The 26,607-nt window shown below is 70.0% G+C and carries 22 protein-coding genes and 1 tRNA gene; 7 read left to right on the forward strand and 16 right to left on the reverse strand.

Annotated elements, in window-relative coordinates; translation table 11 throughout:
* Position 1 precedes the first annotated feature (1 nt).
* From F6B42_RS12695 to F6B42_RS12720, 6 genes are all read right to left on the reverse strand, one after another.
* On the reverse strand, positions 2-2,254 hold the full coding sequence (locus F6B42_RS12695; protein WP_150420046.1) for an exo-beta-d-1,3/1,6-glucosidase: 2,253 nt from the start codon (positions 2,252-2,254) through the stop codon (positions 2-4).
* Positions 2,251-3,288 carry an ABC transporter permease gene (locus F6B42_RS12700; RefSeq protein ID WP_223878492.1) on the reverse strand — a complete coding sequence of 346 codons (1,038 nt, stop codon included), beginning with the start codon at positions 3,286-3,288 and terminating at the stop codon, positions 2,251-2,253. The genes F6B42_RS12695 and F6B42_RS12700 overlap by 4 nt, the downstream gene beginning before the upstream one ends.
* Position 3,289: 1 nt before the next feature.
* Positions 3,290-4,363: an ABC transporter permease gene (locus F6B42_RS12705; protein ID WP_150420047.1), complete on the reverse strand. Its 1,074-nt coding sequence runs from the start codon at positions 4,361-4,363 to the stop codon at positions 3,290-3,292.
* Positions 4,360-5,169 (reverse strand): ABC transporter ATP-binding protein, encoded by an 810-nt coding sequence (locus tag F6B42_RS12710; RefSeq protein WP_150420048.1) that lies wholly within the window; start codon positions 5,167-5,169, stop codon positions 4,360-4,362. The genes F6B42_RS12705 and F6B42_RS12710 overlap by 4 nt, the downstream gene beginning before the upstream one ends.
* The gene (locus F6B42_RS12715; RefSeq protein WP_150420049.1) at positions 5,166-5,990 is read right to left on the reverse strand and encodes an ABC transporter ATP-binding protein; all 825 of its coding nucleotides are present in this window, start codon (positions 5,988-5,990) and stop codon (positions 5,166-5,168) included. Before F6B42_RS12715 ends, F6B42_RS12710 begins: the two co-directional genes overlap by 4 nt.
* Positions 5,991-6,078: 88 nt before the next feature.
* The gene (locus F6B42_RS12720; protein ID WP_150420050.1) at positions 6,079-7,734 is read right to left on the reverse strand and encodes an ABC transporter substrate-binding protein; all 1,656 of its coding nucleotides are present in this window, start codon (positions 7,732-7,734) and stop codon (positions 6,079-6,081) included.
* Positions 7,735-7,915: 181 nt separating this feature from the next.
* Here F6B42_RS12720 and F6B42_RS12725 point away from each other — a divergent pair, with 181 nt between their 5' ends.
* Complete coding sequence (locus F6B42_RS12725) at positions 7,916-8,545, forward strand: TetR/AcrR family transcriptional regulator (protein WP_150420051.1); 630 nt, start codon at positions 7,916-7,918, stop codon at positions 8,543-8,545.
* A 19-nt stretch (positions 8,546-8,564) separates the two neighbouring features.
* Here the strand turns inward: F6B42_RS12725 and F6B42_RS12730 are convergent, their stop codons facing one another.
* From F6B42_RS12730 to F6B42_RS12745, 5 genes are all read right to left on the reverse strand, one after another.
* On the reverse strand, positions 8,565-8,963 hold the full coding sequence (locus tag F6B42_RS12730) for a PIN domain-containing protein (RefSeq protein ID WP_150420052.1): 399 nt from the start codon (positions 8,961-8,963) through the stop codon (positions 8,565-8,567).
* 285 nt (positions 8,964-9,248) lie between these two features.
* Positions 9,249-10,244, reverse strand: a complete 996-nt coding sequence (locus F6B42_RS12735; protein ID WP_223878521.1) for a DUF2599 domain-containing protein — start codon at positions 10,242-10,244, stop codon at positions 9,249-9,251.
* A gap of 509 nt (positions 10,245-10,753) precedes the next feature.
* Positions 10,754-10,921: a hypothetical protein gene (locus F6B42_RS14830; RefSeq protein WP_191089357.1), complete on the reverse strand. Its 168-nt coding sequence runs from the start codon at positions 10,919-10,921 to the stop codon at positions 10,754-10,756.
* A gap of 115 nt (positions 10,922-11,036) precedes the next feature.
* Positions 11,037-11,112 (reverse strand) — tRNA-Lys (locus tag F6B42_RS12740).
* Positions 11,113-11,346: 234 nt separating this feature from the next.
* On the reverse strand, positions 11,347-12,015 hold the full coding sequence (locus tag F6B42_RS12745) for a fasciclin domain-containing protein (RefSeq protein ID WP_150420054.1): 669 nt from the start codon (positions 12,013-12,015) through the stop codon (positions 11,347-11,349).
* A gap of 314 nt (positions 12,016-12,329) precedes the next feature.
* On the opposite strand from F6B42_RS12745, the gene sigK reads away from it, so the two are divergent.
* The 4 genes from sigK to F6B42_RS12765 all read left to right on the forward strand — a co-directional run bounded on the left by sigK (position 12,330) and on the right by F6B42_RS12765 (position 15,928).
* The gene (gene sigK, locus F6B42_RS12750; RefSeq protein WP_191089358.1) at positions 12,330-12,929 is read left to right on the forward strand and encodes an ECF RNA polymerase sigma factor SigK; all 600 of its coding nucleotides are present in this window, start codon (positions 12,330-12,332) and stop codon (positions 12,927-12,929) included.
* Complete coding sequence (locus F6B42_RS12755) at positions 12,926-13,741, forward strand: anti-sigma factor (RefSeq protein WP_150420055.1); 816 nt, start codon at positions 12,926-12,928, stop codon at positions 13,739-13,741. Before sigK ends, F6B42_RS12755 begins: the two co-directional genes overlap by 4 nt.
* A gap of 264 nt (positions 13,742-14,005) precedes the next feature.
* Complete coding sequence (locus F6B42_RS12760) at positions 14,006-14,644, forward strand: DNA-directed RNA polymerase subunit beta (RefSeq protein ID WP_150420056.1); 639 nt, start codon at positions 14,006-14,008, stop codon at positions 14,642-14,644.
* Between the two features lie 399 nt (positions 14,645-15,043).
* Positions 15,044-15,928 (forward strand): aminodeoxychorismate lyase, encoded by an 885-nt coding sequence (locus F6B42_RS12765; RefSeq protein WP_150420057.1) that lies wholly within the window; start codon positions 15,044-15,046, stop codon positions 15,926-15,928.
* A 260-nt stretch (positions 15,929-16,188) separates the two neighbouring features.
* Here the strand turns inward: F6B42_RS12765 and F6B42_RS12770 are convergent, their stop codons facing one another.
* The 5 genes from F6B42_RS12770 to F6B42_RS12790 form a co-directional block, all read right to left on the reverse strand.
* A complete protein-coding gene (locus tag F6B42_RS12770; RefSeq protein ID WP_150420058.1) occupies positions 16,189-17,064 on the reverse strand; it encodes a type IV toxin-antitoxin system AbiEi family antitoxin domain-containing protein in 876 nt (291 codons plus the stop codon).
* Positions 17,065-17,703: 639 nt separating this feature from the next.
* Positions 17,704-18,483 (reverse strand): phosphate ABC transporter ATP-binding protein PstB, encoded by a 780-nt coding sequence (pstB, locus tag F6B42_RS12775; protein ID WP_150420059.1) that lies wholly within the window; start codon positions 18,481-18,483, stop codon positions 17,704-17,706.
* Positions 18,484-18,518: 35 nt separating this feature from the next.
* Complete coding sequence (gene pstA / locus F6B42_RS12780) at positions 18,519-19,622, reverse strand: phosphate ABC transporter permease PstA (RefSeq protein ID WP_150420060.1); 1,104 nt, start codon at positions 19,620-19,622, stop codon at positions 18,519-18,521.
* 1 nt (position 19,623) lies between these two features.
* Positions 19,624-20,592 (reverse strand): phosphate ABC transporter permease subunit PstC, encoded by a 969-nt coding sequence (gene pstC, locus F6B42_RS12785; RefSeq protein ID WP_150420061.1) that lies wholly within the window; start codon positions 20,590-20,592, stop codon positions 19,624-19,626.
* A gap of 78 nt (positions 20,593-20,670) precedes the next feature.
* Entirely contained in the window at positions 20,671-21,783 is a 1,113-nt protein-coding gene (locus F6B42_RS12790) for a phosphate ABC transporter substrate-binding protein PstS (protein ID WP_150420062.1), read from the reverse strand.
* Positions 21,784-21,977: 194 nt separating this feature from the next.
* On the opposite strand from F6B42_RS12790, the gene F6B42_RS12795 reads away from it, so the two are divergent.
* A complete protein-coding gene (locus F6B42_RS12795) occupies positions 21,978-22,625 on the forward strand; it encodes a hypothetical protein (protein WP_223878493.1) in 648 nt (215 codons plus the stop codon).
* 1 nt (position 22,626) lies between these two features.
* Positions 22,627-26,604 carry a Pls/PosA family non-ribosomal peptide synthetase gene (locus F6B42_RS12800; RefSeq protein ID WP_150420064.1) on the forward strand — a complete coding sequence of 1,326 codons (3,978 nt, stop codon included), beginning with the start codon at positions 22,627-22,629 and terminating at the stop codon, positions 26,602-26,604.
* The last annotated feature ends 3 nt before the right edge of the window (positions 26,605-26,607 follow it).

The raw sequence follows: 26,607 nt of genomic DNA on the forward strand, positions 1-26,607 counted from the left end.
GTCAGCCGATCTCGAAGCCGACGGCGTGCAGCGTCTCCTCGCGCGAGGAGGGGCCGATCAGGAGATCGAAGGCGCCGCGCTCGACGATGCGCTCACCCGAGGCGTCGACGATCGTGCAGTCGGCCGCGGCCACCTCGAGGTCGATCGTCCGCGTCTCGCCGGGAGCCAGATCGACGCTCCGGTACGCCTTGAGCTCGCGGTCGGCCCAGCTCACCGACGTCACGCGATCGCGGACGTAGACCTGGACGACCTCGTGCGCCGGACGCTTCCCGGTGTTGCTCAGCGTGATCCGGGCGCGCACCGCGTCATCGACGCCGACCCGCGGCGTGCGGATCGCCGCATCCCGGTACGCCACCGTCGAGTACGACAGTCCTTCGCCGAACGCGAAGGCGGGCTCCTGCGTGAGATCGGCGTACCGGTCGCCGTGCTGACCGCGGATCTGGTTGTAGTACGTCGGCTGCTGGCCGGCATGGCGGGCGAACGAGATCGGCAGACGGCCCGCCGGCTCGATGCGTCCGAGCAGCAGCTCGGCGATCGCGCGACCGCCCTCCATCCCGGGGTTCGCGACCCAGATCAGCGGTGCACCCCGCACCGCCTCGGGCAGCACGAGCGGCTTCGACGCCATCAGCACGACGACGAGCGGCGTGCCGGTCGCCGCGAGGGCCTCGAGCAGGGCGCGCTGCCCGCCGACGAGTTCGAGCGTCGCCGTGGAGCGGCCCTCGCCGACGAGTTCGATGCGGTCGCCGACGACCGCCACGACGACGTCCGAGCGTCGCGCCGCAGCGACGGCCTCCGCGATCTGCGCCGCGTCGGGCTCCCGGGGAACCGCGATCGGCGGCCGGGGCTGTCCGTCGGGAAAGGTGCCGGCCGGGTCGTCCGTCAGGTCGAGGATGCCGGCGCCCTCCACATGCTCGAGCGACCAGTCGGCCGGGGCGAGCCCCCGGAGGCCGTCGAGCACGGTCGTGATCTGCGCGCGCGGGTGGCCGTCCGGCATCCAGTCGACCTGCCCCGACGATCCGGCCCAGTCGCCGAGCTGCGTCTGCGCATCGTCGGCCAGTGGGCCGACGATCGCGACGCGACGAGCGCCGGCCTCCGGGTTCAGGGGGAGTGTGCCGTCGTTGCGCAGCAGCACGAGCGATCGCCGCGCGACCTCGAGGTTCAGCGCCGTGTGATCGCGCGAGGCGATGACGGCGCGGATGCGTTCGGGGTCGGGCAGCCGCGGGTTCTCGAAGAGTCCGAAGCGGAACTTCAGGCTGAGGATGCGCGAGACCGACCGGTCGATGTCGGCCTCGTCGAGGAGGCCCCGTTCGACGGCCTCGAGCGCACCGGGGAAGAACCCCGGCGTCGACATCACCATGTCGTTGCCCGCCTTCACGGCGGCCGCGGCCGCGTGGGCGTAGTCGGGCTGCACGTGCTGCTCCCACACCATGCGTCCGACGTTGTCCCAGTCGGTGATGAGCGTCCCGGTGTACCCCCATTCGCCGCGCAGCACGTCGCTCAGCAGCCAGTCGTTGACCGTGATCGGCACGCCGTCGGTGCTCTGGTAGCCGAGCATGAAGGTGCGGCATCCCTCCCGAGCGACCCGCTCGAAGGGCGGCAGGAACCACGAGCGCAGCTTGCGCCGCGAGATGTCGGCCTCGCTCGCGTCGCGACCGCCCTGGGTCTCGGAGTACCCGGCGAAGTGCTTCGCGGTTGCGAGGATCGCGTCGGGATCGCCGAGGCCGCCGCCCTGATAGCCGCGCACCATCGCCGAGGCCAGCTCGCCGATGAGGAACGGGTCTTCGCCGAACGTCTCGTCGATGCGTCCCCACCGCAGGTCGCGGGCGATGCAGAGCACGGGCGAGAAGGTCCAATGGATGCCGGTCGCCGCCACCTCGGCCGCGGTCGCGCGCGCGACCCGCTCGACCAGGTCGGGATCCCAGGTCGCCGCCATGCCGAGCTGGGTCGGGAAGATCGTCGCGCCCTCCCAGAACGAGTGGCCGTGGATACAGTCGTCGGCGACGAGCAGCGGGATCCGCAGCCGCGTCTGCGCCGTGAGCTCCGCGGCGCGCAGCACCTTCTCGGGCGAGGTGTGGAGGATCGAGCCGGCGTGGTGCTCGAGCACGATGCCCTCGAGCTCCTCCCGGGCGTCGTACTGCATCATCTGCCCGACCTTCTCGGGCAGCGTCATGCGCGACAGCAGGTCGGCGACGCGGTCGTCGACGGACAGCCGGGGGTCGAGGTAGGCGGCGGTCGAGGTGTCGACGGCGGTCATGCGGTGGGGTCCTTCGGGGTGACGGGACGGACGGCGGTGACGGGACGCACGGCGGCGACGGGACGGACGGCGGTGACGGCGTCGTTCACGTCGAGCCCCTTCTTCTTCATCGCGCGGGCGCGCTCGCCGGCCGAGCGCAGGCGCGGGTTGACGTACTCGTCGATGCCGAAGTTGATGAGCGAGAGGGCGACGCCGATCGCGGCGATGCAGAGACCCGGGGGCAGGTACCACCACCACTGGTTCTGACGGAAGGCGCCCTGGGCGCTCGCCCAGTTGAGGATCGTCCCCCAGTTGTAGGTGTTCACCGGGATGACGCCGATGTACGACAGGGTCGTGAGCCCCAGGATCGCGGCGGTGACTGTTCCGACGAAGCTCGCGGCGATGAGGGCCATGAGGTTCGGCAGCATCTCGACGGTGATGATGCGACGCAGCGGCTCGCCGTTCGCGCGGGCCGCCTGGATGAAGTCGCGGTTGCGCAGCGACATCGTCTGCGCGCGGAGCACGCGCGCTCCCCAGGCCCACCCGGTGATGCCGAGCACCGCGGCGATCAGGATGAGCGACGGGTCCTCGAACATCGAGGCGACGATGATGATGAGCGGCAGCCCCGGGATGACGAGGAAGACGTTCGTCAGCGCCGACAGGCTCTCGCTCCGCCATCCCCGGACGTAGCCCGAGACGACACCGACGACGATCGCGATGACGGTCGCGATGATCGCGGCGAGGAATCCGACGACGATGACGCCGCGGGTTCCGTAGATCACCTGGCTGAGCACGTCCTCGCCGATGTGGGTGGTGCCGAGCCAGTGCGCGGCCGAGGGCGGCTGGAAGCGCGCGGTGTTGTCGACTTTCGTCGGCGAGAACGGTGCGAGCACGTCGGCGAAGATCGCGATGAGGACGAAGAAGCCGAGGATCGCGAGCCCGGTGATCGACTTCGCGTTGCGGAACATCGCGAACGCGGCGCCGAGCCGCGCCCAGAACGTCGTCGGCGTCGGGTCGTTCTCGCGGGCCATGCGGATGGTGGAGGTGGTCGTCATGTCAGGCCTCCGTCTGGCGCGTGCGCGGGTCGAGGAACGCGTAGGCGACGTCGGCGAGGATGTTCGCGACGAGCACCGAGAGCGTGATCACGAGGAAGACGCCCTGCATGAGCGCGTAATCCTTCGCGTTGGTGGCGTCGAGCAGCAGCTTGCCGACGCCCGGGTAGCTGAAGACCATCTCCATGACGATCGTCCCGCCGACGATGAATCCGATCGACAGGGCGAAGCTCTGGATCTGAGGGAGCACCGCGTTGCGGGCGGCGTAGCGCCACAGCACCCGGCGGTTCGGCATGCCTTTGGCCTGAGCGACGGTGATGTAGTCCTCGTCGAGCACCGTCAGCATCATGTTGCGCATGCCCAGCATCCAGCCGCCGAGCGACGCGATGATGATCGTCACCGCCGGCAGCGTGCCGTGATGGATCACCTGGCCGATGAACTCGATCGAGAACTCGGGCGAGATGCCGACGCCGTACGCCTTGCCGATCGGGAACCAGCCGAGGTTCACCGAGAAGAGCGCGATGGCGAGCAGTCCGAGCCAGAAGTAGGGGATGGTGCTCAGGAACGTCGTGATCGGGATGAGCACCTCGGCGCGGCTGCCCCGGCGCCAGCCGACGATCGCGCCGCCGACCGTGCCGATCGCGAACGAGACGATCGTGGCGAAGCCGACGAGGCCGACCGTCCAGGGCAGCGCCTGACCGATCACCTCGGTGACGGGGCGGAGGCCATGCAGCAGCGAGATGCCGAGGTCGCCGCGCAGCAGCAGCGCCCAGTAGTCGAGGTACTGCTGCCAGAGGCTCTTGTCGGTGTCGAGCCCGAGCAGGGCGCGCAGGGCGTCGGCCGCTTCGGGTGTGACGGTGCGGTTGCGGGCGAGGTACTGGTCGACCGCGTCGCCTCGCATGAGACGCGGCAGGAAGAAGTTGATCGTGATCGCGGCCCACAGGGTGAAGAGGTAGAACGCGGCGCGGCCGCCGAGGAAGCGCCACGGCACCCGCGAGCGTCCCTTCACGGCCGTGGTCGCGGTCGTGCCGACCTCGAGCGCGTCGTCGACGGGCAGCTGGGGTTCGACGGCGGTCATCGCGCACCTCCGTCGATGCCGGGAGCCGTCGCGAAGAACCGCTCGGGATCGGGGGATGCCGCTCGCAGCTCGCGCGTGTAGGGGTTCTGCGGTCGGAGGATCACGTCGTCCGCCGTGCCGGTCTCGACGACCCGGCCTTGATTCAGCACGAGGATCTCGTCGCTGAAGTGCCGGGCGGTCGCCAGGTCGTGGGTGATGTAGAGCACGCCGAGGCCCTCTTCGCGCTGCAGGTCGGCGAGCAGGTTCAGCACGCCGAGTCGGATGGAGACGTCGAGCATCGAGACCGGCTCGTCGGCGACGAGCAGACGAGGCCGCGAGGCGAGGGCACGGGCGATCGCGACGCGCTGGCGCTGGCCGCCCGAGAGCTCGTGCGGACGGCGGTCGATGACGCTGTCGGGCTGCAGCCGCACGCGTTCGAGCAGGCGGCGCACCTCGTCGTCGAGCTCGTTCTTCGGCACGACCTTGTCGAGGCGCAGCGGCCGCTCGATGTGGTGGCGGATGGAGTGGTACGGGTTCAGCGAGGCGAACGGATCCTGGAAGACCATGCGCAGCTGCTGCCGGTAGGCACGGAGCCCCGCGCCGCGGCGGGGGATCGGCACGCCGTCGAGGCGCACCTGCCCGCTCGTGGGGGTCTCGAGCTGCGTGAGGATCTTCGCGATCGTCGACTTGCCGCTGCCCGACTGACCGACGAGGCCGATCGTCTGACCCGAGCTCAGGGTGAAGGTGACGTCGTCGAGAGCCCTGATCTGGCCGGCGCCGCGGACGTTGTAGATCTTCGTGACGCCGTCGAACTCGAGGGTGGTCATCGCACCACCACCCCCCGCTCGCCGGTGAGGCGGGGGAAGGACGAGAGCAGGGTCTGCGTGTACTCGTGCTGCGGGTCGCGCCAGATGCGCTCCGCGGTGTCGAGCTCGATGATCTCCCCTTCGCGCATGATCGCGATGCGGTCGCTGATCTCGAGCAGCAGCGGCAGGTCGTGGGTGATGAAGACGACCGAGAAGCCGAACTCGTGGCGCAGCTGCGAGATCTGGCGGAGGATCTCGCGCTGCACGAGCACGTCGAGCGCGGTCGTCGGTTCGTCCATCACCATGAGCTGAGGCCGCAGGGCAAGGGCCATCGCGATCATGACGCGCTGCCGCATCCCGCCCGAGAGCTCGTGCGGGAACGAACGGATGCGGGCCGCCCCGACCTTGACGATCTCGAGCAGTTCGATCACGGCCTCGCGGCGCTCGGCCCGGCGCATGTCGGGCCGGTGGATCTCGAAGACGTCCTCGAGCTGAGACCCGATCGTCGCGACCGGATTGAGCGCGTTCATCGCGCCCTGGAAGACCATGGAGATCTTGTCCCACCGGAAGCGGCGCATCTGCTCGGGGTCGAGCGCGTTGATGTCGATGTCGTCGCCCGAGGCGTCGTGGAAGACCACCGACCCGCTGGAGATCACGGCGGGGGCCTTCAAAAGGCGCTGCACCCCGTAGGCGAGGGTGGTCTTGCCGCATCCGCTCTCTCCGGCGAGACCGAGGATCTCGCCGCGGCGGAGCTGAAGGGTGACGTTCCTGACGGCTTCGACCGGGGGATCGACGTCGTAGACGACCGAGAAGTCGTCGATGGAGAGCAACGAATCGCGCATCGGTGCGTGCTCGCTTTCGGGGAGACGGGCGGGACGTGTGGGAGGGGAGTGGGGCGGATGCCGCGGCATCCGCCCCACTCGAACGGGTTTACTCGGCGGGCTCGAGCTTCGTGAGGATCTGGACGATCCCCGGCTGCGTCGGGTCTGCGGAGCTGTAGTGATCATCGAGCGACGGCCAGCCCACGTAGTTGCGCGTGTTGAATTCGCCCAGCAGCGGGTGCGCGCCGAGCGGGATCGCCGGCACCTGCTCGGCGAAGGCCGTCTCGAGCACCGCCGTGGCCGTCTGACGCTCGTCGTCGGACGAGGCGTTGGCGTAGGTGTTCAGCGCCTCGGTGACGGCGGGGTCGTCGAAGCGGCCGAAGTTGAACGAGGCGTTGCCGTCGACGATCCACTTCGGGTCCATGGTCGAGGTGTACAGGCCGTAGGCGTTGCCGGTGTCTTCGAGCCAGTGGATGATCGCCTGGAAGGTTCCCTCCTGGCGCGCGGCGTCCCAGCCGCCCCAGTCGGGCTGGTCGACCGTGACCTCGATGCCGAGGGCTTCGTCGAGCTCTTCGGCCAGCAGCGCCTGCTCGGTGTTCCAGTCGCTCCAGCCGGCGGGAACCGAGATCGAGAACGACACGGTCTCGCCGTCGGGGTCGGTCAGCGCGCCGCCGGGCCAGGTGTAGCCGGCGTCGGTGAGCAGCTGCTTGGCCTCATCGACGTCGACGGAGTACTCGACGCCCTTGTACTCGTCGATGATCTCGCTCTCGAGCAGGCTGCCGAGGCCGGTGACGTTCCAGATCGGCTCGCTCGCGCCCTCGCGGGCGATGTCGACGTAGGCGTCGCGGTCGATCGTCCAGGCGAGCGCCTGGCGGAGGGCCGGGTCGTTGAAGGGCTTGGTCTGCAGGTTCATGAAGAGCGTGCCGGCGCCGGCGGTGGGGGAGACGAGGAACTCGTTGTGCTCGTCGGCGGCGAGGAAGCTCGACTCGATCTGCGGGATGAACGCCTGCGCCCAGTCGGCCTCGCCCGAGACGAGGGCGGTCGTGAGGGCGGCGTTGTCGCCGTAGGAGACGTAGTTGAGCGTCGGCACCGCGAGGTCGCCGCCCCAGTAGTCGGGGTTGGCGTTGAGGGTGACGGACTCGGTCGACCAGTTCGCGAGGACGTAGGGGCCGGTGCCGACGGCGAGGCCCTCGTCGGTGAGGGGGTCGGTGTTGGGGTCGTCGATGTTCTCCCAGATGTGCTTCGGCACGATCGGGGTGTGCAGCACGCGCGCCTGCGCGGTGAACTTCGAGTCGGCGAAGGTGAGCGTGATGGCGTCGCCGTCGACCGTCGCCCCTTCGTAGTTGAGACCGCCGGTGTCGGTGAGCTTGCCGCTCAGGTACTGGTCGAAGGTGAAGACGATGTCGTCGCCGGTGAACTCGGTGCCGTCGTTCCACGTCACACCCGAGCGGGGGACGACCGTGAGCTGCGTGTAGTCGTCGTTCCATTCCACCGACTCGGCGAGCCAGGGTGTGGTGCCGAGGTCGCCGGTGGGGTTCACCAGGGCGAGGGGCTCGAACATGACCTTGGCGTAGCCGTACTTCGAGGCGGACGAGTCGCCGAGGTAGGGGTTGTGCGATTCGGTGGTGATCGCGCCGTCGGGCTTGGCGATCGTCAGGGCGGCGCCGTCCTGGCCGGAGTTCGACTGGTTCGCTGCGCCCGAGCAGCCGGTGAGCACGAGTGCAGCGGCGAGACCGGCGGCGGCGAGGGAGGTTTTCAGCCTCATTGCATCTCCTTCGTGAGTGGTTCCCGGCGCCGCGAACGTCCCCGAAGGGTGAGCACTCGGCGCTGAGTGTGATTGCATGGGAGAACTTACTACCCAGTAAGTAAGTTGACAACCACCGGTCGCCGGGGTGCGTCGAGGACGTGCGTAAACTCTGATCCGGCATTCGAGAAAGGGGCGGATCATGGTCGATACCCGCCGCCAACCGCGCTCGCGACCCGAGACGCTCGTGCGCCGTCGCGAGATCATCAACGCCGCCGTCGACATCTTCGGAGCGAAGGGGTTCGGTGGGGGGACCCTGCAGGACATCGCTGCTCAGGTCGGCATGACGCACGCCGGCATCCTTCATCACTTCGGTTCGAAGGAGGCGCTGTTGCTCGAGGTGCTCGAGCATCGCGACCAGGAGGACGTCGCCGACCTCGAGGGTCAGCACATCCCGGGTGGCATCGAGCTGTTCCGCCATCTGGTCCGGACGGCCGTGGCGAACGCGCGCCGGGCCGGCATCGTGCAGGCGTTCTCGGTGCTCTCGGCGGAGTCGGTGACCGACGGGCATCCGGGTCATGCGTACTTCCAGGAGCGGTACCGCAATCTGCGTGAAGAGGTGACCGCCGCCTTCGAGGAGGTGTGCGCCGAGCGCGGCGTCACCGATCGGACGACGGTCGTGGATGCCGCGGCGAGCATCCTCGCGGTGATGGACGGCCTTCAGGTGCAGTGGCTGTTGGCGCCGGATGCCGTCGACCTCGGCCGCTCGTCGGAGTTCGCCATCGAGGCGATCGTCTCGGCCGTGCTCGAGCCGCGGGGGAGAGTGCTCTAGGGCGCTGGGCGCTGGGTGGTTATGGCTGGGAGAGCGTGGCGGGTTCGACGACGGTGACAAGCGAGCCGGCGGCTCGGATGAGTTCGCCGTCGGCTGTCGCGAGGGCGTCGGCCTGCAATTTCGCGACCGCAAGGTACTCGGCGAGTCGGAGGTCGGGCCAGTCGTGCTCGCGGGCGAGGTTCCAGGCGCTGCGGCGCGAGACGCGATTGCCGAGGAGGCGGATCTTCGTCTCGGTCGCGCGAGTGTGGAGCGTGAGCGCGTCTTTCTCCGCGCGCTCGCCGGAGCGCACCTCGGTCAGGAGGATGCCGAGCAGATCCGGCAGTACGCGGTTCGGCGCGACGAGGGTGTGGCTGGGATGCAGCGTGATCTCGCCCATGGCGATGAGCAGCAGCGTCGGTGCATCGATGGCGTATCGCACGCCGTCACGCTACGCCTGGTCGGATGCCGATGGGTCTCTTCTTTGCCGGGGAGGACGCCGGTTGCATCGCACCGCGAGCACGATCGCCGCGGTGGCAGATGAGGCCGCGGCCGCGAGGAGAAGGACATCGTGGAGACGTACACCCCCCACTTGTCCGCGAGCATCCACGTCGTACCCGTAAGCCGTCACGCTGAACATCCAGACGATGAGGGCGACGACGGATCCCAACGCGAGGAGCGCCACGAGCCATGTGCAGCGAGTCGACTTCTGCTTTGTCATCGATCGTCAGTTCCAGTTGCACGCCTGAGGATTCACGCCCCACCAGTCGTTCGTACCACGCCAGCGTTCGAGGTTCCACGGGTTCTTGGCGGCCGCATACAGCGTGTGGCAGTCGTACTGCTGCCGGATCGTAGCTGCTGTGCTCAGTCCCTTCGACACAGCTTCGATCCAGCCTTGATCGCGCATGATGGCTGCGCCGAGCAACGGATCGTCGCCGCCGCCGAGACCATAGCCGAGGGAGATGCTCTGTCCAAATGTCGTCTTTCTGACCGAGTAGCGCGGATAACCATTCTCGGATCCGGTCGTAACCGAACTGATCAGAGCCTGGCCCGCATATGGATCGGCAACAACGGGATACGCGGAGCCGGCGTGCTCGACGACCTGAGTTAAGACGTTCCCTGCGACCTCGAAGTGCGTCGGCACTGTGGCTCCCGACGCGTCCAGCGCCCAAGGCGGAAGGATGATCCCGCTGTACACACCGGCCGCGTCGCTCACGACGATCACGCCGTTGTCGTCGACCCGCAGGGTTGATCCGGCGGAAAAGCTGTAGTCGTATCGGTGCGGGGCGTTGGGCCCCTCCAAGACCATTGCGAGTTGGACTGAGCCATCGTTCTTGATGGCGGGGATGATGCTGGCATCGTCGCCGGCTGGGTAAGAGGTGAGCCCGTTTTGACCGACGGTGTCGGGGTCAGAGTTTTCGATAGGAAGGACCAATGAGAGTTGCGCCGCCCCGTTTCGCATGATGAGCGGATCCGAGGCATGTTGCGGAAGAGACACGGTCGAGTCGGTTCCGATGACATCGATCGCCGAGGTGCTGGATCTCGCTTCCTTCTGGACGCTCGAGTGGGCCAGATCGTCCAGGACGAACGGCGCGACCGTCGCGACGGCCGCAACCGCTTCGTTCGGGTCCGACGGACTTGGCGGGGGCGCGACGACTCCGCTCAGGAGCGAGGCCGCTCCGATGAGGATGCTCGTGGCTCTATGAAGCCGAGAACTGGACATGGTCACCTCTGATTGCGTCTCGGGGCGGGCGTGGGTCCGCGCGTTCGAGTGTGCCGATCGGGGTGCTGGAATTCCAGGACAGACCTGGCAAAAAGCCACTGTTGGCAAGCGCCCAAACGTTGAGGGGGCGACATCCCGGCGCGGCTACTTAGACGAAGCGGCGGTAGTGTTTCCTCCCCGTCGAGTATCGGTCTCGAGACGGTTCAGGCTAGTTGGGTACAGGGGAAGCGAGGGGCAGAGCCTTCTGAGGTCGTCGATGTCCAGCTGACCGCTGAAAGCTTGCTGCGGTCGATGCGTGGGCGGAGCTCGAGCACAAGTGCGATCGGAGCCCTGTCAGGCTCGATGGCGACAAGATCAGCGAAGAACGACGTTCCCTCGCTTGTCGGCCCCGCGTATGAGAGTGGTCTTCGCCGCGCTCCGGGTGCCCTTGGAGCCGGTCTCGCTCTCGTAGGCGTCCCGCGGGTCTTGGTCTGCACACCTTGCCCCAAAGGGAGTGTCTTGCGGTGCGGTCACGCCTGAGGATGCTCGCTGTGATCCTCGACGTCGGGCTCGGCGCGCAGCACGTCGGCGACCTCTTCCTCCGGCCGGGGCGCGATCGTCTCGTCCGCCTCGATCTCGGGAACACTCGGCTCGTCCGCTGTTGGGATGTGGTGGTCAGGAGTGTTCTCGTGATGCACGGGGAATCCTTCGCTAGCTATCACTGACAGGGTATGCCGATATCTATTCAGGGATCGCTCGATAACGGGAAGCGAAATCGCATTGAAGACTCAACGAATCGCGGCGAATGAGAGGTGGTGGGCCCCGTGGGGCTCGAACCCACGACCCGCGGATTAAAAGTCCGATGCTCTACCGACTGAGCTAGAGGCCCTGAGCTTCCCAGCTTAGTAGTCCCCGCGAACGAGGCTTCGACCGGACGCGCAAGCCACACCAACGCGAACACCGCGAAACGACGGATGCCGCGACACTGCACAAAGGCAGCGCCGCGGCATCCGTCGGGTGAAACCACGAAACCGCCGGTGTGCTCGCACCGGCGGTCTCGCGTTCGGCCACTAATGTCCGAATGCTTGGCTGCAGGAACCCCTCACCGCAACCAAGTCGGGTGTCACATCGGGGGCATCAGGACCGTGTCGATGAGGTACACCGTCGCGTTGGCGGTCGTCACGCCACCGCAGATGACGGCGGCCTGGTCGCCGACCATGATGTCGTCGCCCGAACCGGTGACGGTCAGGTCGGCACCGTTAACGGTGGTGTGGGTGCCGTCGATCTCATCCGGAGCCAGCTGGCCGGGGATGACGTGGTAGGTGAGGATCGAGGTCAGCGTGGCCGAGTCGGTCTTCAGCGACTCGATCGTGGCGGGGTCGATCTTGGCGAAAGCGTCGTCGACCGGCGCGAAGACGGTGAACTCGTCGCCGTTCAGCGTGTCGACGAGGTTCACGTCGGGGTTGAGCTGACCGCTGACGGCAGCAACGAGGGTGGTGAGCAGCGGGTTGTTCGACGCTGCGACGGCCACCGGGTCCTGAGCCATGCCCTCGACCGAGCCGGCGCCGGAGGGAACGGCCTCGGCGTAGTCAGCACAGCCGGGTCCGACGAGGTTGGCGGCCGGGTCCATCGTGGCGTCGGGCGTAGCCGACTCCATGGGAGCTGCAGACGAGGGCGACGTGGTCTCCTCGGTCATGGCGTCACCCGAGCCCGACGAGCAGGCCGAGAGCGCGAGAGCTCCGGCGAAGCCGAGGGCCAGGGCAGCAGTGAACTTCTTCTTGGTGCTGAGCATGATTGCCTCCGTTGTTCTCCGCCGTGGGCCTCTCCCCGGCGTCGAGGGTTCTTCGGAGGCCCCCGACCATCGGATGGGAAAAACTCGAAAAAACTTTGCGGGAGAGTTTTTCGGCATCGGAGCTACCGCCCACTTACGCGCACGCGAGCACGCGCGCGTGGGCCGGCATCCACGGCCTCTCCGCGCCAATCCGATTCGCGCTCACCCTCGAAAGCCCTCACAACAGAACGCGAGACCGGACGAGCATCCGGCACCGAGGTAAGGAACCGATAACACCTCGGCGCCAAAGTCCGGATCGGGACAGGGGATGCGGCATGCTTGTCGAGATGGTCATCGATGGAATGGACGTGCCCGAGGACGGGCCGTCGACGGATCACGCCGCGGAGCTTCTTCTACGCTCCGCCGACGGTGACCAGGCAGCTTTCGCCCGCCTCTACGACATGCTCGCACCGCGTGTGTTCGGCCTCATCCTCCGGGTTCTCGTCGACCGCGCGCAGAGCGAAGAGGTGCTCCAGGAAGTGTTTCTCGAAGTGTGGCAATCCGCTTCGAGCTTCGCTCCGAAGAAGGGCCAAGGAAGGTCGTGGGTTCTCACGATCGCCCACCGCCGAGCGGTCGATCGCGTGCGATCGTCGCAGGCGAGCAGCGATCGCGATGTGCGTGCGGGCTACCGGGACCTCGCGTCGCCGCCCGAAGGCGTCGCCGAACAGGTCGAGCTGCGCATCGAGGGACGGCGCGTGGCCCGGGCTCTGAGCGTGCTGCCCGAGGCGCAACGAGAAGCAATCACCCTGTCCTACTACGGGGGATACAGTCAAAGTGAGATCGCGGCGCTGGTGGGGGCGCCTTTGGGAACGATCAAGACACGCATGCGAGACGGCTTGACCCGCCTGCGCAGCGAAATGGGGGTGACATCGTGAACGAACAGACTTTCGCCGAACTCTCGGCCGGCTACGCCCTGGGCGCGCTGTCGCCCGAAGACGAGCTCGCCTACCACGAGGCGCTCGACGCCCACCCCGAGTGGGCCCACTACGTCGCTGACGACTCGTCCGCCGCCGCTCTTCTTGCCGACGGTGTCGCCGAGGTCGCACCTCCTGTCGACATCCGCTCGCGTCTGCTCTCGCAGATCTCGCGGCCCGATGCGACGGACGCCTTCTTCGCCGAGACGGATGCCGCGGCATCCGACCTCGATGACGACGACGACGACCGTGCTCCGGTCTCGGCGCTGCCGACCGGATCGCCCGAGACCGAGCAGTTCCAGACCGTCGAGCGACGCAACTGGACCCGTGGCCTCTTCGCCCTTACCGCCTCGGTCGCGCTGCTCGTCGGTGTCGGCTGGGGTGTCGGCTCGCTCACCGAGGGGATGCGCGCGCCGACCGCGGCAAGCGTCCTCGCGCAGATCCAGGACGCCGACGACGCCCAGTCGCGCACGACCGAGCTGGCCGAGGGGGGAGAGGCGACCGTGCACTGGTCGCCGAGCGTCGACGGCGTCGTGCTCGTGGCCGACGGCCTTCCCGACATCGCCGACGACCAGTCGTACGAGGCGTGGTTCGTCCGCGGCGAGGCTCCGATCCCCGCCGGTGCGTTCGACTCGACCGACGGCTCGGCCCAGATGCTGCTCGACGGCGACATGGAGCCCTCGGACATCATCGCTCTGACCGTCGAGCAGGAGGGTGGATCACCCACCGGCCTGCCGACCTCCGACCCGCTGTTCGCCATCCCGACAGCCTGAGACTGCCCAACCCCGTTGTTCGGCAGCGAAGCGGCCGGTCCTTCTCGGACCGGCCGTTTCGTCATGTGCGGGCGGTGGCGGTGGCGGGCGGTGCGGAGGGGATCTGCCGTTCGGAGGGCGGCTCGACGGCATCCCGGCCTGTGGACGGCGGATCTCCTCCGAAGCGAAGGCATCGCGGGGCCGTCGCGGGTCCGTCGCGGGCAGGGAGCGCTGGCTGGACAGGGGACTCCCGCCCCCGGATGCCGCGGCCTCGCCTAGCCTGGAATGATGACTGATCCCCGGGAGTACCACCGGCCCGTGCGCCGCCCCGCCGACGAGTTCGACCGGCACTTCGCCGGCGAGGACCCGGCCGAGGTCTCGCGGGTCGCCCACGCCACCGCTGGCGCTCTGCTCGCCCGCGTCCGCGAGGATCCCAGCGACGACGTCGTCGAGCGTCTCGTCGGCTTCACCGCCGAGCACGGCATCGACACCCTGGCCGAGCTGTGGTCGCGCTCGCCCGCGAAGTCGCTCCCGGGGGCGCTGTGGCGCCTGTACCTGCTGCAGCTGATGATCCATAAAGACCCGCGCACCGCGGCGCTCCTCTACGAGCGCGGCCGCCTCGCCCTGTCTTCGGCGGACGAGGTCATCGCGGGGGCTCCGGCGCCGGCGGGTCCCGACGAGCTCGTCGCGCTGATCGACATCATCCTGCGCGGCGTCTTCCGCGGTGACTTCGCGGTGGCCCTCGAGCGCGCCGCATCGTTCTGCCGCGTCCAGGCTGCCGGCGCCACCACCGTCGCCGACGACCACGACGTCTCGGAGCCCGATCGCGCATCGGCGATGACCGCGCGCGCTCTGCGCCTCGACACCTATGCCGACGATCTGGGAGCCTGTGCCGGACTGTGGCGGCGCGAAGGTCTCACCTGATCAGGTGCGCGCGCGGCGTGTGCGTGGCGCCTGCCTGCGGGCAAGAAAGCGCCGGGCCGCAGAACGCCTCTCGGCGCGTGGCCGCTCGCAGCGGCTGAAGATGGAGCCCGGGGTTACTGCGGCCCGGCACATACAAGTCTAACGGAGCCCGTCCGTGACGCATTCCCTCAGCGACGTGAAGCGGATGCCGCGGGCCGACCCGGGCGTGTCGCTCGGGCCTTGCGGCGCTCGGCGCTCCGGCCCGCGCCGCATCGATCGGGCCTGCGCCGCATCGCTCGCGCGCCGCGGCGCGCCGCGCTCGACGTCGCGCCGCGCGTCGCCTCTGCACCGAACCGGGCTCGAGCGCAAGCCCGCCCTCCTGGTCGCGGTCGCGCGCCGCCGCGCGCGTAGGCTCGCCCCATGGCTCTGCGCACCGCCCTCATGATCGCGCCCCTCGGGGCCGATGAGACCACCGACGACCTCGCCGCGACGTTCACCACTGTCGACCCGGCCGCGCCGGCGCTGACCGTCGGAGAGCTGAGCACCCAGCGCGGAGACGGCATCTTCGAGTCGATCGGCGTCGTCGACGGTCACCCGCAGGAGGTGGAGGCGCACCTCGAGCGTCTCGCCCATTCCGCGCAGCTCTGCGATCTGCCCGCCCCGAATCTCGAGCAGTGGCGCGGCGCCGTCCTCACCGTCGCCGCCGAATGCGGACCGGGTGAGAGCGTCATCAAGCTCATCCTCAGTCGTGGAGTCGAGCACGGTCCGAGCCCGACAGCGTGGGCCACGGCCGCCTCGGCGGCGGATTTCAGCCGGGTGCGCACCGACGGCATCCGCGTCGTGACGCTCGACCGCGGATACTCGATCGACGCGCCCGCGAGCGCGCCGTGGCTGCTGCTCGGCGCGAAGACCCTGTCGTACGCGGTGAACATGGCGGCCCTGCGCGAAGCGCACCGGCGCGGCGCGGACGACGCTGTGTTCACGAGCTCGGACGGCTACGTGCTCGAGGCGCCGACCGCGACGCTCATCCTCCGTCGCGGAGACACGTTCGTCACACCGGCGCCGAACGGCGGCATCCTGCATGGCACGACGCAGCTGAGCCTGTTCGAACACCTGGCCGACCGCGGCTTCACGACCGTCTACGAGACGATCCCCGTCGCGGACCTCCGGACCGCGGATGCCGCGTGGCTCGTCTCGAGTGTGCGCCTGGCGGCCCCGATCACCGAGCTCGACGGCGCGGCGCTCACGGTCGATGCCGAGTTCACGGCATCCCTCAACGACTACCTGCTGTCCCCGCGCGACTGACCTGGGCCGCGCCGGGCCGCGCCGCGCCCGGCCTCGTCCGCGCGCCCGCTCAGGTACCGCGATGCAAGGGATCGTGCACGACACGCCGTCAGCCGTGGGCGACCGGCGGTGTGTCGCGGTCGAAACCTTGCATCGCGGCACCGCGACGCGCGGCCGGGCCGCGATCTGTGGTTGGCCTGCGTCCGGTCCGAGCTCGGCACCGGCCCGATCGAGCCCGACCGGCCCGTGCCGCGATGCAAGGGATCGTGCGCGACGCGCCGTCAGCCGCGGGCGACCGGCGGGGTGTCGCGGTCGAAACCTTGCATCGCGGCACTGAGCCGCGTGGCCGACCCGCGATCCAGGGCGCCGAGAATGGCGGCCTCGACGAGGTCCCAGTCGTGGACGATGTGGGAGTAATCGAACCTCAGCGACGTGTAGCCCCACGCGGCCGCAGCGGCGTCGCGCACGAGGTCCTTGTGCCTGAGCGACGGGCCGTCGTGGTTGTCGCGCCCGTCGACCTCGACGATCAGTCGATCGCCGATCAGCGCGTCGACCCTGCCGACGCCGTAGACCGACACCTGCGTGCGCACCCGTAGTCCGTGCCGGCGCAGCCGCCACCGCAGCAGCGACTCGAGACCGCTGTCGGCGTCGGATCGCGCGAGCCGCAGCGCCTCGCGTCCCCAGGCGTTGCTGCGCTGCCGGAGCCAGCGCAGGTCGTCGCGCGTGAGGCGGCCGAGTCTCAGCGCCGATTCGAGTGTCACGAAGAAGGTCTCAGCGCCGCGGCATCCGAGTATCTGACGCAGCACCTGCCGCAGGGGGAGCGGGCCCGTGGGTGCCTCGCGCTGATCGTGATCCCAGTGCTCGATGCAGCCGCAGTTTGAATCGTGGTGCGCCCGTTGGCCCTCACGCAGCCAGACGTGAGAGGCGTCGTCGTCGTCGAGCACCCAGAGGCCGTGGTGTCGCGCGGCGGTCACGCACGCCATCCGGCCGCCGTGCGCAGCGACGCCTCGAGCCGCATCGCACGCGCCGGATGCGGCGTACATCCCGATCCGCATGCGCTCCAGCCGCCCGCTCCCCACCGCGTCCGCGATCTCGCGACGCGATAGGCCGTCGTCCCGCAGCTGCCGGGTGGTGAAGATCGACGGGGCCTCGCACATGCTTCGACCATCGGGCGTCTGCGGGTGAGGCGGCGGCGGGCAGGGACGGGTTGTGGTCAACCAGGCCGTCGGCGCTCCCGGGGAGGAAGTGCTGCGCAGTTCAGACCCCCACCCGCTCGGCCCCGATGCAAGGGAATGGGCACGACACCCCGGTGTTCGATGACGGATGCCGGGGTGTCGCGCCGAATCCCTTGCATCCGGGTACGGGGGCAGAACCGGGGCGGAGGGAGAGCCCGACCGAGCCCGGGCCGGCAGCCACACGGGGCCGGAGCCCCGCCGGGCCAGCACACGGGCCGGAGCCCCACCGGGCCGGAGCCCCGCGGGGCCGGAGCCCGACCGGGCCGGCAGGGTGCGGGGCGGGGAACTCCGCACCCGGGGCTGGCCCCGCCGCGTGCCCGGATGCAAGGAGAAATGCGCGACGCGCCGGGCGAGAGGGTCTCGCACCGGCGCGTCGCGCACGATTCCTTGCATCCCGGCACATGCGGCGGGGCAAGCGGTACACGCGGCGGGGTGCCCGGCACGCCCGGCACGCCCGGCACGCCCGGCCCGGCACGCCCGGCCCGGCACGCCCGGCCCGGCATACCCGGCCCGGCACACCCGGCCCGGCAAGCACCCCCCCGGGTCACCCCGGAAGCGGGGTCATCCGAAGCGGCCGGAGACGTAGTCCTCGGTGGCCTGGACCGACGGGGTCGTGAAGATCGACGTCGTGTTGTCGTACTCGATGAGCTTGCCGGGCTTGCCGGTGCCGGCGATGTTGAAGAACGCGGTCTTGTCGGAGACGCGGGAGGCCTGCTGCATGTTGTGCGTGACGATGACGATCGTGTAGTCGCTCTTGAGCTCCTCGATCAGCTCCTCGATCGCGAAGGTCGAGATCGGGTCGAGGGCCGAGCAGGGCTCGTCCATGAGGAGGACATCGGGCGACACCGCGATCGCGCGAGCGATGCAGAGGCGCTGCTGCTGACCGCCCGAGAGACCGGAGCCCGGCTTCTCGAGACGGTCCTTGACCTCGTTCCACAGGTTCGCGCCGCGCAGGGACTGCTCGACGAGCGCGTCGGCGTCCGAGCGCGAGATGCGCTTGTTGTTGAGCTTCACGCCCGCCAGCACGTTCTCGCGGATCGACATCGTGGGGAACGGGTTCGGGCGCTGGAAGACCATGCCGATCTGACGGCGAACGAGCACCGGGTCGACGCTCGGGCCGTACAGGTCGTCGCCGTCGAGCAGCACGCTGCCCTCGACGCGGCCACCGGGGATGACCTCGTGCATGCGGTTCAGCGTGCGGAGGAAGGTCGACTTGCCGCAGCCCGAGGGGCCGATGAATGCGGTGACGCTGCGCGGCTCGATCTGCAGCGAGACACCCTCGACTGCCAGGAAGTCGCTGTAGTAGACGTTGAGGTCGTTGACTTCGATGCTCTTGGACACTTCTGAATTCCTCTAACTGGCTTCGGGATGCCGGTTCAGCGGCCGAACTTGGGGGCGAACTTCTTCGCGACGAAGCGCGCGACGAGGTTCAGGACCATGACGATGATGATGAGGGTGAGAGCACCGGCCCACGCGCGCTGGAGCGCCGCGTCGATGTTGGTGCCGGGGTTCTGGAACTGGTCGAAGACGAAGACCGGGAGGGTCATCATCGGCTGCGACGCGAGGTTCATGTTGAGCGAGTTCGTGAACCCGGCGGTCAGCAGCAGCGGCGCCGTCTCGCCGATGACACGCGAGACCGACAGCATGATGCCCGTCGTGATGCCGGCGATCGAGGTGGGGAGGACGACCTTGAGGATCGTCAGCCACTTCGGCACACCGAGCGCGTACGACGCCTCGCGCAGCTCGTTGGGAACCAGGCGCAGCATCTCCTCGCTCGAGCGCACGACGACCGGGATCATCAGCACAGACAGGGCGAGCGCGCCCATGAAGCCGGTGTTCAGGCCCGGGCCGAAGAGCAGCGCGAAGAGGGCGACGATGAACAGACCCGCGACGATCGAGGGGATGCCGGTCATCACGTCGACGAAGAAGGTGATCGACTTCGCGAGCCGCCCGCGGCCGTACTCGACGAGGTAGATCGAGGTCATGAGGCCGATCGGCACCGAGATGAGCGCGGCGACGCCGGTGATGAGGAGCGTTCCCCAGATCGCGTGCAGCGCGCCGCCGCCCTCGCCGACGACGCTGCGCATCGTCCAGCTGAAGAAAGTGCTGTCGAAGCGGGCGACGCCGTTGGCGACGACCGTCCACAGCAGCGACACGAGCGGGAGCAGCACGATGAGGAACGCGATGCTCACGACGACGGTCGCGAGGCGGTTCACCGCGTGGCGGCGCGACTCGACGATGGCGGAGAGCGTCACGAGACCGATCGCGAAGACGACCGCGGCGACGACCGTCGCGCCGGCGATGTTGAAGTCGGCGAGCTCGTTGCCGATGTTCAGCACGGCGAAGATGACGATGCCGATGAGGGCGCTCAGCCCGAGCAGAGCCCACGGCATCCACTTCGGCAGGCGACCGGCGGTCAGCGAGCTGCGCGCCGGGCGGGACTCGGCCGCGCGGGGCGGGCGAACAGCGGTGGTCGACATCTCAGTTCGCTCCAGAGAACTCGGCGCGGCGGTTGACGATATACCGGGCGATGGCGTTGACGGCGAAGGTCACCACGAACAGGATCAGACCCGTCGCGATGAGGACGTTGACGCCCGTGCCGTAGGCCTCGCCGAAGTTCAGGGCGATGTTGGCCGGGATGGGGGTCGGGTTGCTCGAGGTGAGCACCTGGAAGGTGACGATGCCGGTGGCCGAGAGCACCATGGTGACGGCCATCGTCTCGCCGAGCGCACGACCGAGCGCGAGCATCGCGGCCGAGACCATGCCGCCGCGGGCGAACGGGAAGACGGCCATGCGGATCATCTCCCAGCGCGTCGCGCCGAGGGCGAGCGCTGCCTCTTCGTGGAGCTTCGGCGTCTGCAGGAAGACCTCGCGGCAGATGGCGGTCATGATCGGGAGGATCATGACGGCGAGCACGAGGGATGCCGTGAGGATCGTGCGGCCGGTCGGCGAGGGCTGACCGGAGAAGACGATGAACCAGCCGCCCGCTTCGTTCAGCTCGACGTAGAACGGCTGCAGCAGGCGGGAGAACACCAGCGCACCCCAGAGGCCGTAGACGACCGAGGGGATCGCCGCGAGCAGGTCGATCACGTAGCCGATCACGGAGGCGAGGCGACGGGGCGCGTAGTGCGAGATGAAGAGCGCGACGCCGATGGCGAGCGGCGCGGCCACGAGCAGCGCCATGAACGACGCCCAGATCGTGCCGAACACGAAGGGCCAGACGTACTGCAGGAACGGCACGCCGTTCAGGAACTGCGTGCCCTCGGGATCGGCCGTCAGCGCCGGGATGCTCTGGGCGATGAGGAAGAAGGTGACCGCCGCGAGGACGGCCAGGATGACGATACCGGCGCCGAGCGCGGTACCGGAGAAGGCGAGGTCACCAGGACGCTTCTTCGCCTTCGTCGTGACCGGCGCCGACGTGTCGGCGGCCGGGGGAGCTGAGGTGGTCATCTTCTCCTCTGTGATCCGTTATCTCCGCGCGAAGCCGGGTGGCGCCCGAGGAGGCACCACCCGGCTCGCTGGGGTGACTTACTGAGCGGTCCCGATCAGGGCGACGGCGTCGGCGACCTGCGAGCGCAGGTCGGCCGACAGCGGAGCGGAGCCGGCAGCCTCAGCGGCGGCGTTCTGGCCCTCTTCGCTGGCGACGTACTCGAAGTACGAGCGCACGATGTCGGCGGTCGCCTCGTCCTCGTACTGCTCGCACGCGATGAGGTAGCTCACCAGGGCGATCGGGTACGAGCCGGCGGGAGCGGCAGCCGGGTCGACCTCGAAGACGAGGTCGCCCTCGCCGCGGCCCTCGGCCAGCGGCGATGCGGAGACGAGCTGCGCAGCGGCCTCGGCCGAGAACGGCACGAAGTCACCGGCGACGCCGATGGCGACCGAGCCGAGGTCACCGGCGCGCGAGGCGTCGATGTAGCCGATGGTGCCCTCACCCGCGGTCATCGCGGCCTCGACACCCGAGGTCTGCTGAGCCGACTCGGAGCGCGTGGTCGAGACGGGCCACTCGTCGCCGTCCTCGTAGGGCCACGCCTCGGGCGCGACCGAGGCGAGGTACTCGGTGAAGGTGCCGGTGGTGCCCGAGGCGTCGCCGCGGTAGACCGGGGTGATGTTGGTCGACGGCAGGTCGGCGTCGGGGTTCAGCTCGGCGATGGCCGGGTCGTTCCAGGTGGCGATCTTCTCGTCGAAGATCTGGCCGATGACGTCGGGCGTCAGGTTCAGCTCGGTGATGCCGGGCAGGTTGAACACGACGGCGACCGGCGAGATGTAGGCCGGGATCTCGACGATGTCGGGGGTCACGCACGAGCCGAACTCGCCGGCGGCGAGCTCCTCCTCGTTGAAGGCGCGGTCGGAGCCGATGAACTGGCTCGAGCCGGCGATGAAGTTCTCGCGGCCCGTGCCCGAACCGGTGGGCTGGTAGTTGATCGTCACGCCGCCGTTGGTGTTCTGGAACTCGGCGGTCCAGGCCTGCTGCGCAGCGCCCTGCGACGAGGCGCCGGTCGCGTTGACCGTGCCCGACAGCGACGAGGCGTCGCCCGAGGCGTCGCCGCCCGGAGCGGGCTCGTTCGCCGGGGTGCAGGCGGTGAGCGCGAGGGCGGCAACGGCGCCGAGGGCGCCGATCTGGGCGAAACGGGAAAGCTTCACGTTGTGATTCCTTCGGGTATGAGGGACTGCCCTTGGTGCAGGGCACGGAGAGAACGTAGACACCGTGCCTTACGAGAGTGCGCTGTGAGGGTGAACGGAAGGTGAACGGCCGGCGGGCAACCGAGGGCGTTCCCCGTGTGGGTGCGGGCGTGCCGTGCGTCGATCGTTTACCTGGCATCGGTACGGTGTGCGCCATGTCGAAGACCCCGAAGGTCGAACGCGCGGCGCGTGATGCCGTCGACGAGACCACTGCCGCCATCACCGATGCCCGCAAGACGGCCAAGAAGCTGCCGAAGAAGATCGCCCGTCCGGTGCACGCCGCGATCGACGACGCGCGCGACGCGACCGACGTGTCGAAGAAGGACGTGCGGAAGAGGCCCAAGAAGGTCGCGAAGCGTGCGCGCGCCGCCGCCGAGCGCCTCGAGAAGGCGGTCGCGACCGCTCTCGCCCGCGCCGCCGAGAAGGCGCGGCTGCGCGCGGAGGCGGATCGCGCCGAGCGCGAGGCCCGCCGGGCCGAGGACGAGGCCGCCGCCAAGAAGGCGGAATCGAAGGCCCGCCGCCGTGCCGCGGCGAAGGCCGAGAAGGCGGCCGCGCGTGCCGCGCTGGCGTCGCGCGAGGCGGACGACGAGCTCGCCGCCGCCCTCGGCGCCCCCGGGGCGGATGACGACGACATCGAGACGCCGGTCGACGACGACGCCGAGACGCCTGCCGAGACGACCGGCGCGGACCTCGCGGCGCTGTCGGACCTCACCGTCGCCGAGCTCCGCGCCCGGGCGCGCGCGGCCGGGCTGACCGGATACTCGCGCCAGACCAAGGCCGAGCTCGTCCAGCGGCTCAGCTGAGGTGGACGCCACGGCGCCGGCCACGACGCAGGCTTCACTCGACCGGAGCGCGCGCACCCCTCCCGAGCGCACGCTCCTCGACGTGCTCCGGGCCACGGCGGCCCGTCACCCCGAAGCGTCCGCCCTCGACGACGGCTCGGGTGCGCTGAGCTACCGCGAGCTGATGGCCCGCGTGGGGCGTCTGGCCACCCGGCTGCACGAGGCCGGGGTCGGTCGCGGCGACCGCGTCGGCGTGCGAATGCCGTCCGGCTCCCAGGAGCTGTACCTCTCCATCCTCGGCATCCTCGCCGCCGGCGCCGCCTACGTGCCCGTCGACGCCGACGACCCCGACGATCGCGCCCGGCTGGTGTTCGGAGAGGCAGGGGTCCGCGGGATCATCGGCGGCGACGGCGACTTCGTGCCCTCGGCGCAATTCGCGGACTCGGCCGGGGCCGGCGAGACGTCGGCCGCCACCGCGCCCGCACCGCTGTTCGCGGGCGATGCGCCGCATCCGTCGACCGACACCCTCGGCAGCCTGCCGCAGCCGACTCCCGACGACGACGCCTGGGTCATCTTCACGTCCGGGTCGACCGGTGTGCCCAAGGGCGTCGCGGTCTCGCACCGGTCGGCCGCGGCCTTCGTCGACGCCGAGGCGCGGCTCTTCGTCGCCGCCGCGCCGCTCGGCCCGGGCGACCGCGTGCTCGCGGGACTCTCGGTGGGTTTCGACGCCTCGTGCGAAGAGATGTGGCTGGCCTGGCGTCACGGCGCCTGCCTCGTGCCCGCCCCGCGCGCTCTCGTGCGATCCGGCGAGGACCTCGCCCCGTGGCTCCTCCGCCAGGGCATCACCGTCGTCTCGACGGTGCCGACCCTCGCCGCGATGTGGCCGGCCGCGCTCATCGAGAATGTCCGGCTGCTCATCTTCGGCGGGGAGGCCTGCCCGCCCGAGCTGGCCGCACGGCTCGCCTCGGCCGATCGCGAGGTCTGGAACACGTACGGGCCGACCGAGGCGACGGTCGTCGCGTGCGCAGCGCCCCTCACCGGCGAGGGGCCCGTGCGCATCGGGCTGCCGCTCGACGGCTGGGACCTCGCCGTCGTCGACCCCTCCGGAGCGCGCGTCGCCGAGGGCGAGACGGGCGAGCTCATCATCGGCGGCGTCGGCCTGGCGCGCTACCTCGACCCGGTGAAGGATGCCGAGAAGTACGCGCCGATGCCGAGCCTCGGCTGGGAGCGCGCCTACCGTTCGGGCGACCTCGTCCGCTTCGAATCCGCGGGGCTGGTCTTCCAGGGGCGCGCCGACGACCAGGTCAAGGTCGGCGGCCGCCGCATCGAGCTCGGCGAGGTCGAGTCGGCGCTGCAGGATCTGCCCGGCGTCTCGGGCGCGGCGGCCGCCGTCCGCACCACCGAGGCGGGAGTGCCGATCCTCGTCGGCTACCTCGCCGCCGCCCCGGACTTCGACCGCCTGGCCGCGCGCGCCCTCCTCGCCGAGCGCCTGCCCGCGCCCCTCGTGCCGCTGCTCGCCGTGGTCGACGAGCTGCCCGTCCGCACGAGCGGCAAAGTCGACCGTGCCGCGCTCCCGTGGCCGCTGCCCGAGCTCGACGCGCCCTCCGCCGACTTCACCCCGGCCGAGGCGTGGCTCGCGCAGCAGTGGCAGGCCGTGCTCGGGATGCCGGTGCCCGGCCCCAAAGCGGACTTCTTCGACCTCGGGGGCGGCTCGCTCGCCGCCGCTCAGCTCGTCTCGCTCATCCGCGTCCGCGTTCCGGAGTTCGCGGTCGCCGACATCTACGACCTGCCTCGCCTGGGCGCGATGGCGCGCGCGCTCGGTCCGCTGCCCGCCTCGGACGAGGCCGGCAGCTATCACCGCCCGGCGCCGACGCCGCGGCGCACCCAGTGGGTGCAGACGCTCCTCGGCATCCCGCTGTTCGTGCTCTCGGGCGCTCGATGGCTGCTTTACCTGATGACCGCCTCCGCCATCCTGCGCCTCGCACCCGGATTCGAGGTGCTCCCCGAGGTGCCGTGGCCCGTGCTCGTGGCCGGACTCCTCGTCTTCGCGACGCCCTTCGGCCGCATGGCCGTCGCGGTCGTCGCTGCCCGCTTGCTGCTGGGCGGCCTCCGCCCGGGCGACTACCCGCGCGGCGGCGCCGTGCACCTGCGGCTCTGGCTCGCCGAGCAGGTCGCCGACCAGATCGACGCCGTCGGCCTGTCGGGGGCGCCCTGGGCCGTCGCCTACGCGCGTGCCCTCGGCGCCCGCATCGGCCGCGGCGTCGACCTGCACAGCCTGCCCCCGGTCACCGGGATGCTCGAGATCGGCGACGGCGCGGCCATCGAGCCCGAGGTCGACCTGTCGGGGTACTGGATCGACGGCGATGTCGTACGCATCGGCGGCATCCGGATCGGCGCCGACGCGAGCATCGGCGCGCGCAGCACGCTGGCTCCCGGGACGAAGATCGGCCGTCGAGCCGAGATCGCGCCCGGCTCGGCCGTGTTCGGACGGGTGCGGGCCGATCAGACGTGGGCGGGTTCGCCCGCCGTACGCGTGGGCGGTGCGGCCGAGTCGGGCTGGCCGACGCACCGTGCGCCCGCCGGGCGGCGCTGGCTCGTCGCGTACGCCCTCGCCGCGGCGGTCCTCGGCCTGCTGCCGCTCACCGCGCTCGCCGCGGGCGGTCTGGTGCTCGCGCAGGGTGTGCGCGGAGCCGAGACCCTCGGGGCGGCGCTCGCCGGTGCGATGGTGTGGCTCGTGCCTGCGACGCTGGCCGCCGGCATCCTGTTCGCGCTCGCCGTCGTCGTGCTCGTGCGCCTGCTGAGCATCGGGCTCGTCGAGGGCGTCCATCCGGTGCGCAGCCGCATCGGATGGCAGGTGTGGGCGACCGAGCGCCTGCTCGATTCGGCGCGCACCGTGCTCTTCCCGATCTACTCGAGCCTCGCGACACCGGTCTGGCTGCGTCTGCTCGGCGCGCGCGTCGGTCGCGACGTCGAGGCCTCGACGGTCCTGCTTCTGCCGTCGATGACGCGCATCGAGGACGGCGCCTTCCTCGCCGACGACACGATGGTCGCGTCGTACGAGCTGCACGGCGGCTGGATGCGGATCGGTCCGGTGCGCATCGGTCGCCGCGCCTTCCTCGGCAACTCGGGCATGGCGGCTCCCGGGCACCGCGTTCCGCGCGACGGTCTCGTCGCGGTCCTCTCGTCGGCGCCGGCCAAGGCGAAAGCGGGAACCTCGTGGCTCGGATCGCCCGCGGTGCGTCTGCGGCGTCAGACCTCCGACGCCGACGAGAGCCGCACGTACCGTCCGCCGGTGCGCCTGCGCGTCGCGCGAGCTCTCTGGGAGATGTGCCGCATCGTCCCCGTCGTCGTCACGTGCGGGGTGGGAGTGCTCGTGCTCTTCGCGCTCGCAGCCCTCACCCTGACGGCGGGACCGCTCGTGGCGCTGCTGCTGTCGGGCGTCGTCATGCTCGCGGCGGGAGCGGTCGCGGCCGGTGTGTCGGCCGCCGCGAAATGGCTGATCGTCGGGCCCATCCGTGCGGGGGAGCAGCCGCTGTGGTCGTCGTTCGTCTGGCGCACCGAGGTCGCCGACACCTTCACCGAGATGGTCGCCGCGCCCTGGTTCGCGCGCGCGGCGGCGGGAACTCCCGCGCTCGCGGTGTGGCTGCGCGCGCTCGGTGCCCGGATCGGGCGCGGCGTGTGGTGCGACAGCTATTGGCTGCCCGAGCCCGATCTCGTCGAACTCGGCGACGGATCGACGGTGAACCGGGGGTGCGTCGTGCAGACGCACCTGTTCCATGATCGAATCATGAGCATGGATGCCGTTCGACTCGAGCCCGGGGCGACCCTGGGTCCGCACAGCGTCATCCTCCCCGCAGCGACCATCGGCGCTCACGCCACCGTCGGCCCGGCGTCGCTCGTGATGCGCGGCGAGACCGTCCCCGTCGGATCGCGCTGGAGCGGCAACCCCATCGGCCCCTGGCGCGTCGTGCGCGTGCGCTCCTACCAGTCGACGTCGTGACGG

The organism is Microbacterium radiodurans, from assembly GCF_008710705.1.
Taxonomy (GTDB): Bacteria; Actinomycetota; Actinomycetes; order Actinomycetales; family Microbacteriaceae; genus Microbacterium; species Microbacterium radiodurans.

Coding starts and splice junctions, on each gene's coding strand:
- F6B42_RS12760 (WP_150420056.1), top strand. CDS start 14,006: ATGATGACTGATCCCCGGGAGTACCACCGGCCCGTGCGCCGCCCCGCC.
- F6B42_RS12770 (WP_150420058.1), bottom strand. CDS start 17,064: ATGTGCGAGGCCCCGTCGATCTTCACCACCCGGCAGCTGCGGGACGAC.
- F6B42_RS12695 (WP_150420046.1), bottom strand. CDS start 2,254: ATGACCGCCGTCGACACCTCGACCGCCGCCTACCTCGACCCCCGGCTG.
- F6B42_RS12715 (WP_150420049.1), bottom strand. CDS start 5,990: ATGCGCGATTCGTTGCTCTCCATCGACGACTTCTCGGTCGTCTACGAC.
- pstC (WP_150420061.1), bottom strand. CDS start 20,592: ATGACCACCTCAGCTCCCCCGGCCGCCGACACGTCGGCGCCGGTCACG.
- F6B42_RS12765 (WP_150420057.1), top strand. CDS start 15,044: ATGGCTCTGCGCACCGCCCTCATGATCGCGCCCCTCGGGGCCGATGAG.
- F6B42_RS12745 (WP_150420054.1), bottom strand. CDS start 12,015: ATGCTCAGCACCAAGAAGAAGTTCACTGCTGCCCTGGCCCTCGGCTTC.
- F6B42_RS12705 (WP_150420047.1), bottom strand. CDS start 4,363: ATGACCGCCGTCGAACCCCAGCTGCCCGTCGACGACGCGCTCGAGGTC.
- F6B42_RS12795 (WP_223878493.1), top strand. CDS start 21,978: ATGTCGAAGACCCCGAAGGTCGAACGCGCGGCGCGTGATGCCGTCGAC.
- sigK (WP_191089358.1), top strand. CDS start 12,330: ATGCTTGTCGAGATGGTCATCGATGGAATGGACGTGCCCGAGGACGGG.
- F6B42_RS12720 (WP_150420050.1), bottom strand. CDS start 7,734: ATGAGGCTGAAAACCTCCCTCGCCGCCGCCGGTCTCGCCGCTGCACTC.
- F6B42_RS12735 (WP_223878521.1), bottom strand. CDS start 10,244: ATGTCCAGTTCTCGGCTTCATAGAGCCACGAGCATCCTCATCGGAGCG.
- pstA (WP_150420060.1), bottom strand. CDS start 19,622: ATGTCGACCACCGCTGTTCGCCCGCCCCGCGCGGCCGAGTCCCGCCCG.
- F6B42_RS12700 (WP_223878492.1), bottom strand. CDS start 3,288: ATGACGACCACCTCCACCATCCGCATGGCCCGCGAGAACGACCCGACG.
- F6B42_RS12725 (WP_150420051.1), top strand. CDS start 7,916: ATGGTCGATACCCGCCGCCAACCGCGCTCGCGACCCGAGACGCTCGTG.
- F6B42_RS12710 (WP_150420048.1), bottom strand. CDS start 5,169: ATGACCACCCTCGAGTTCGACGGCGTCACGAAGATCTACAACGTCCGC.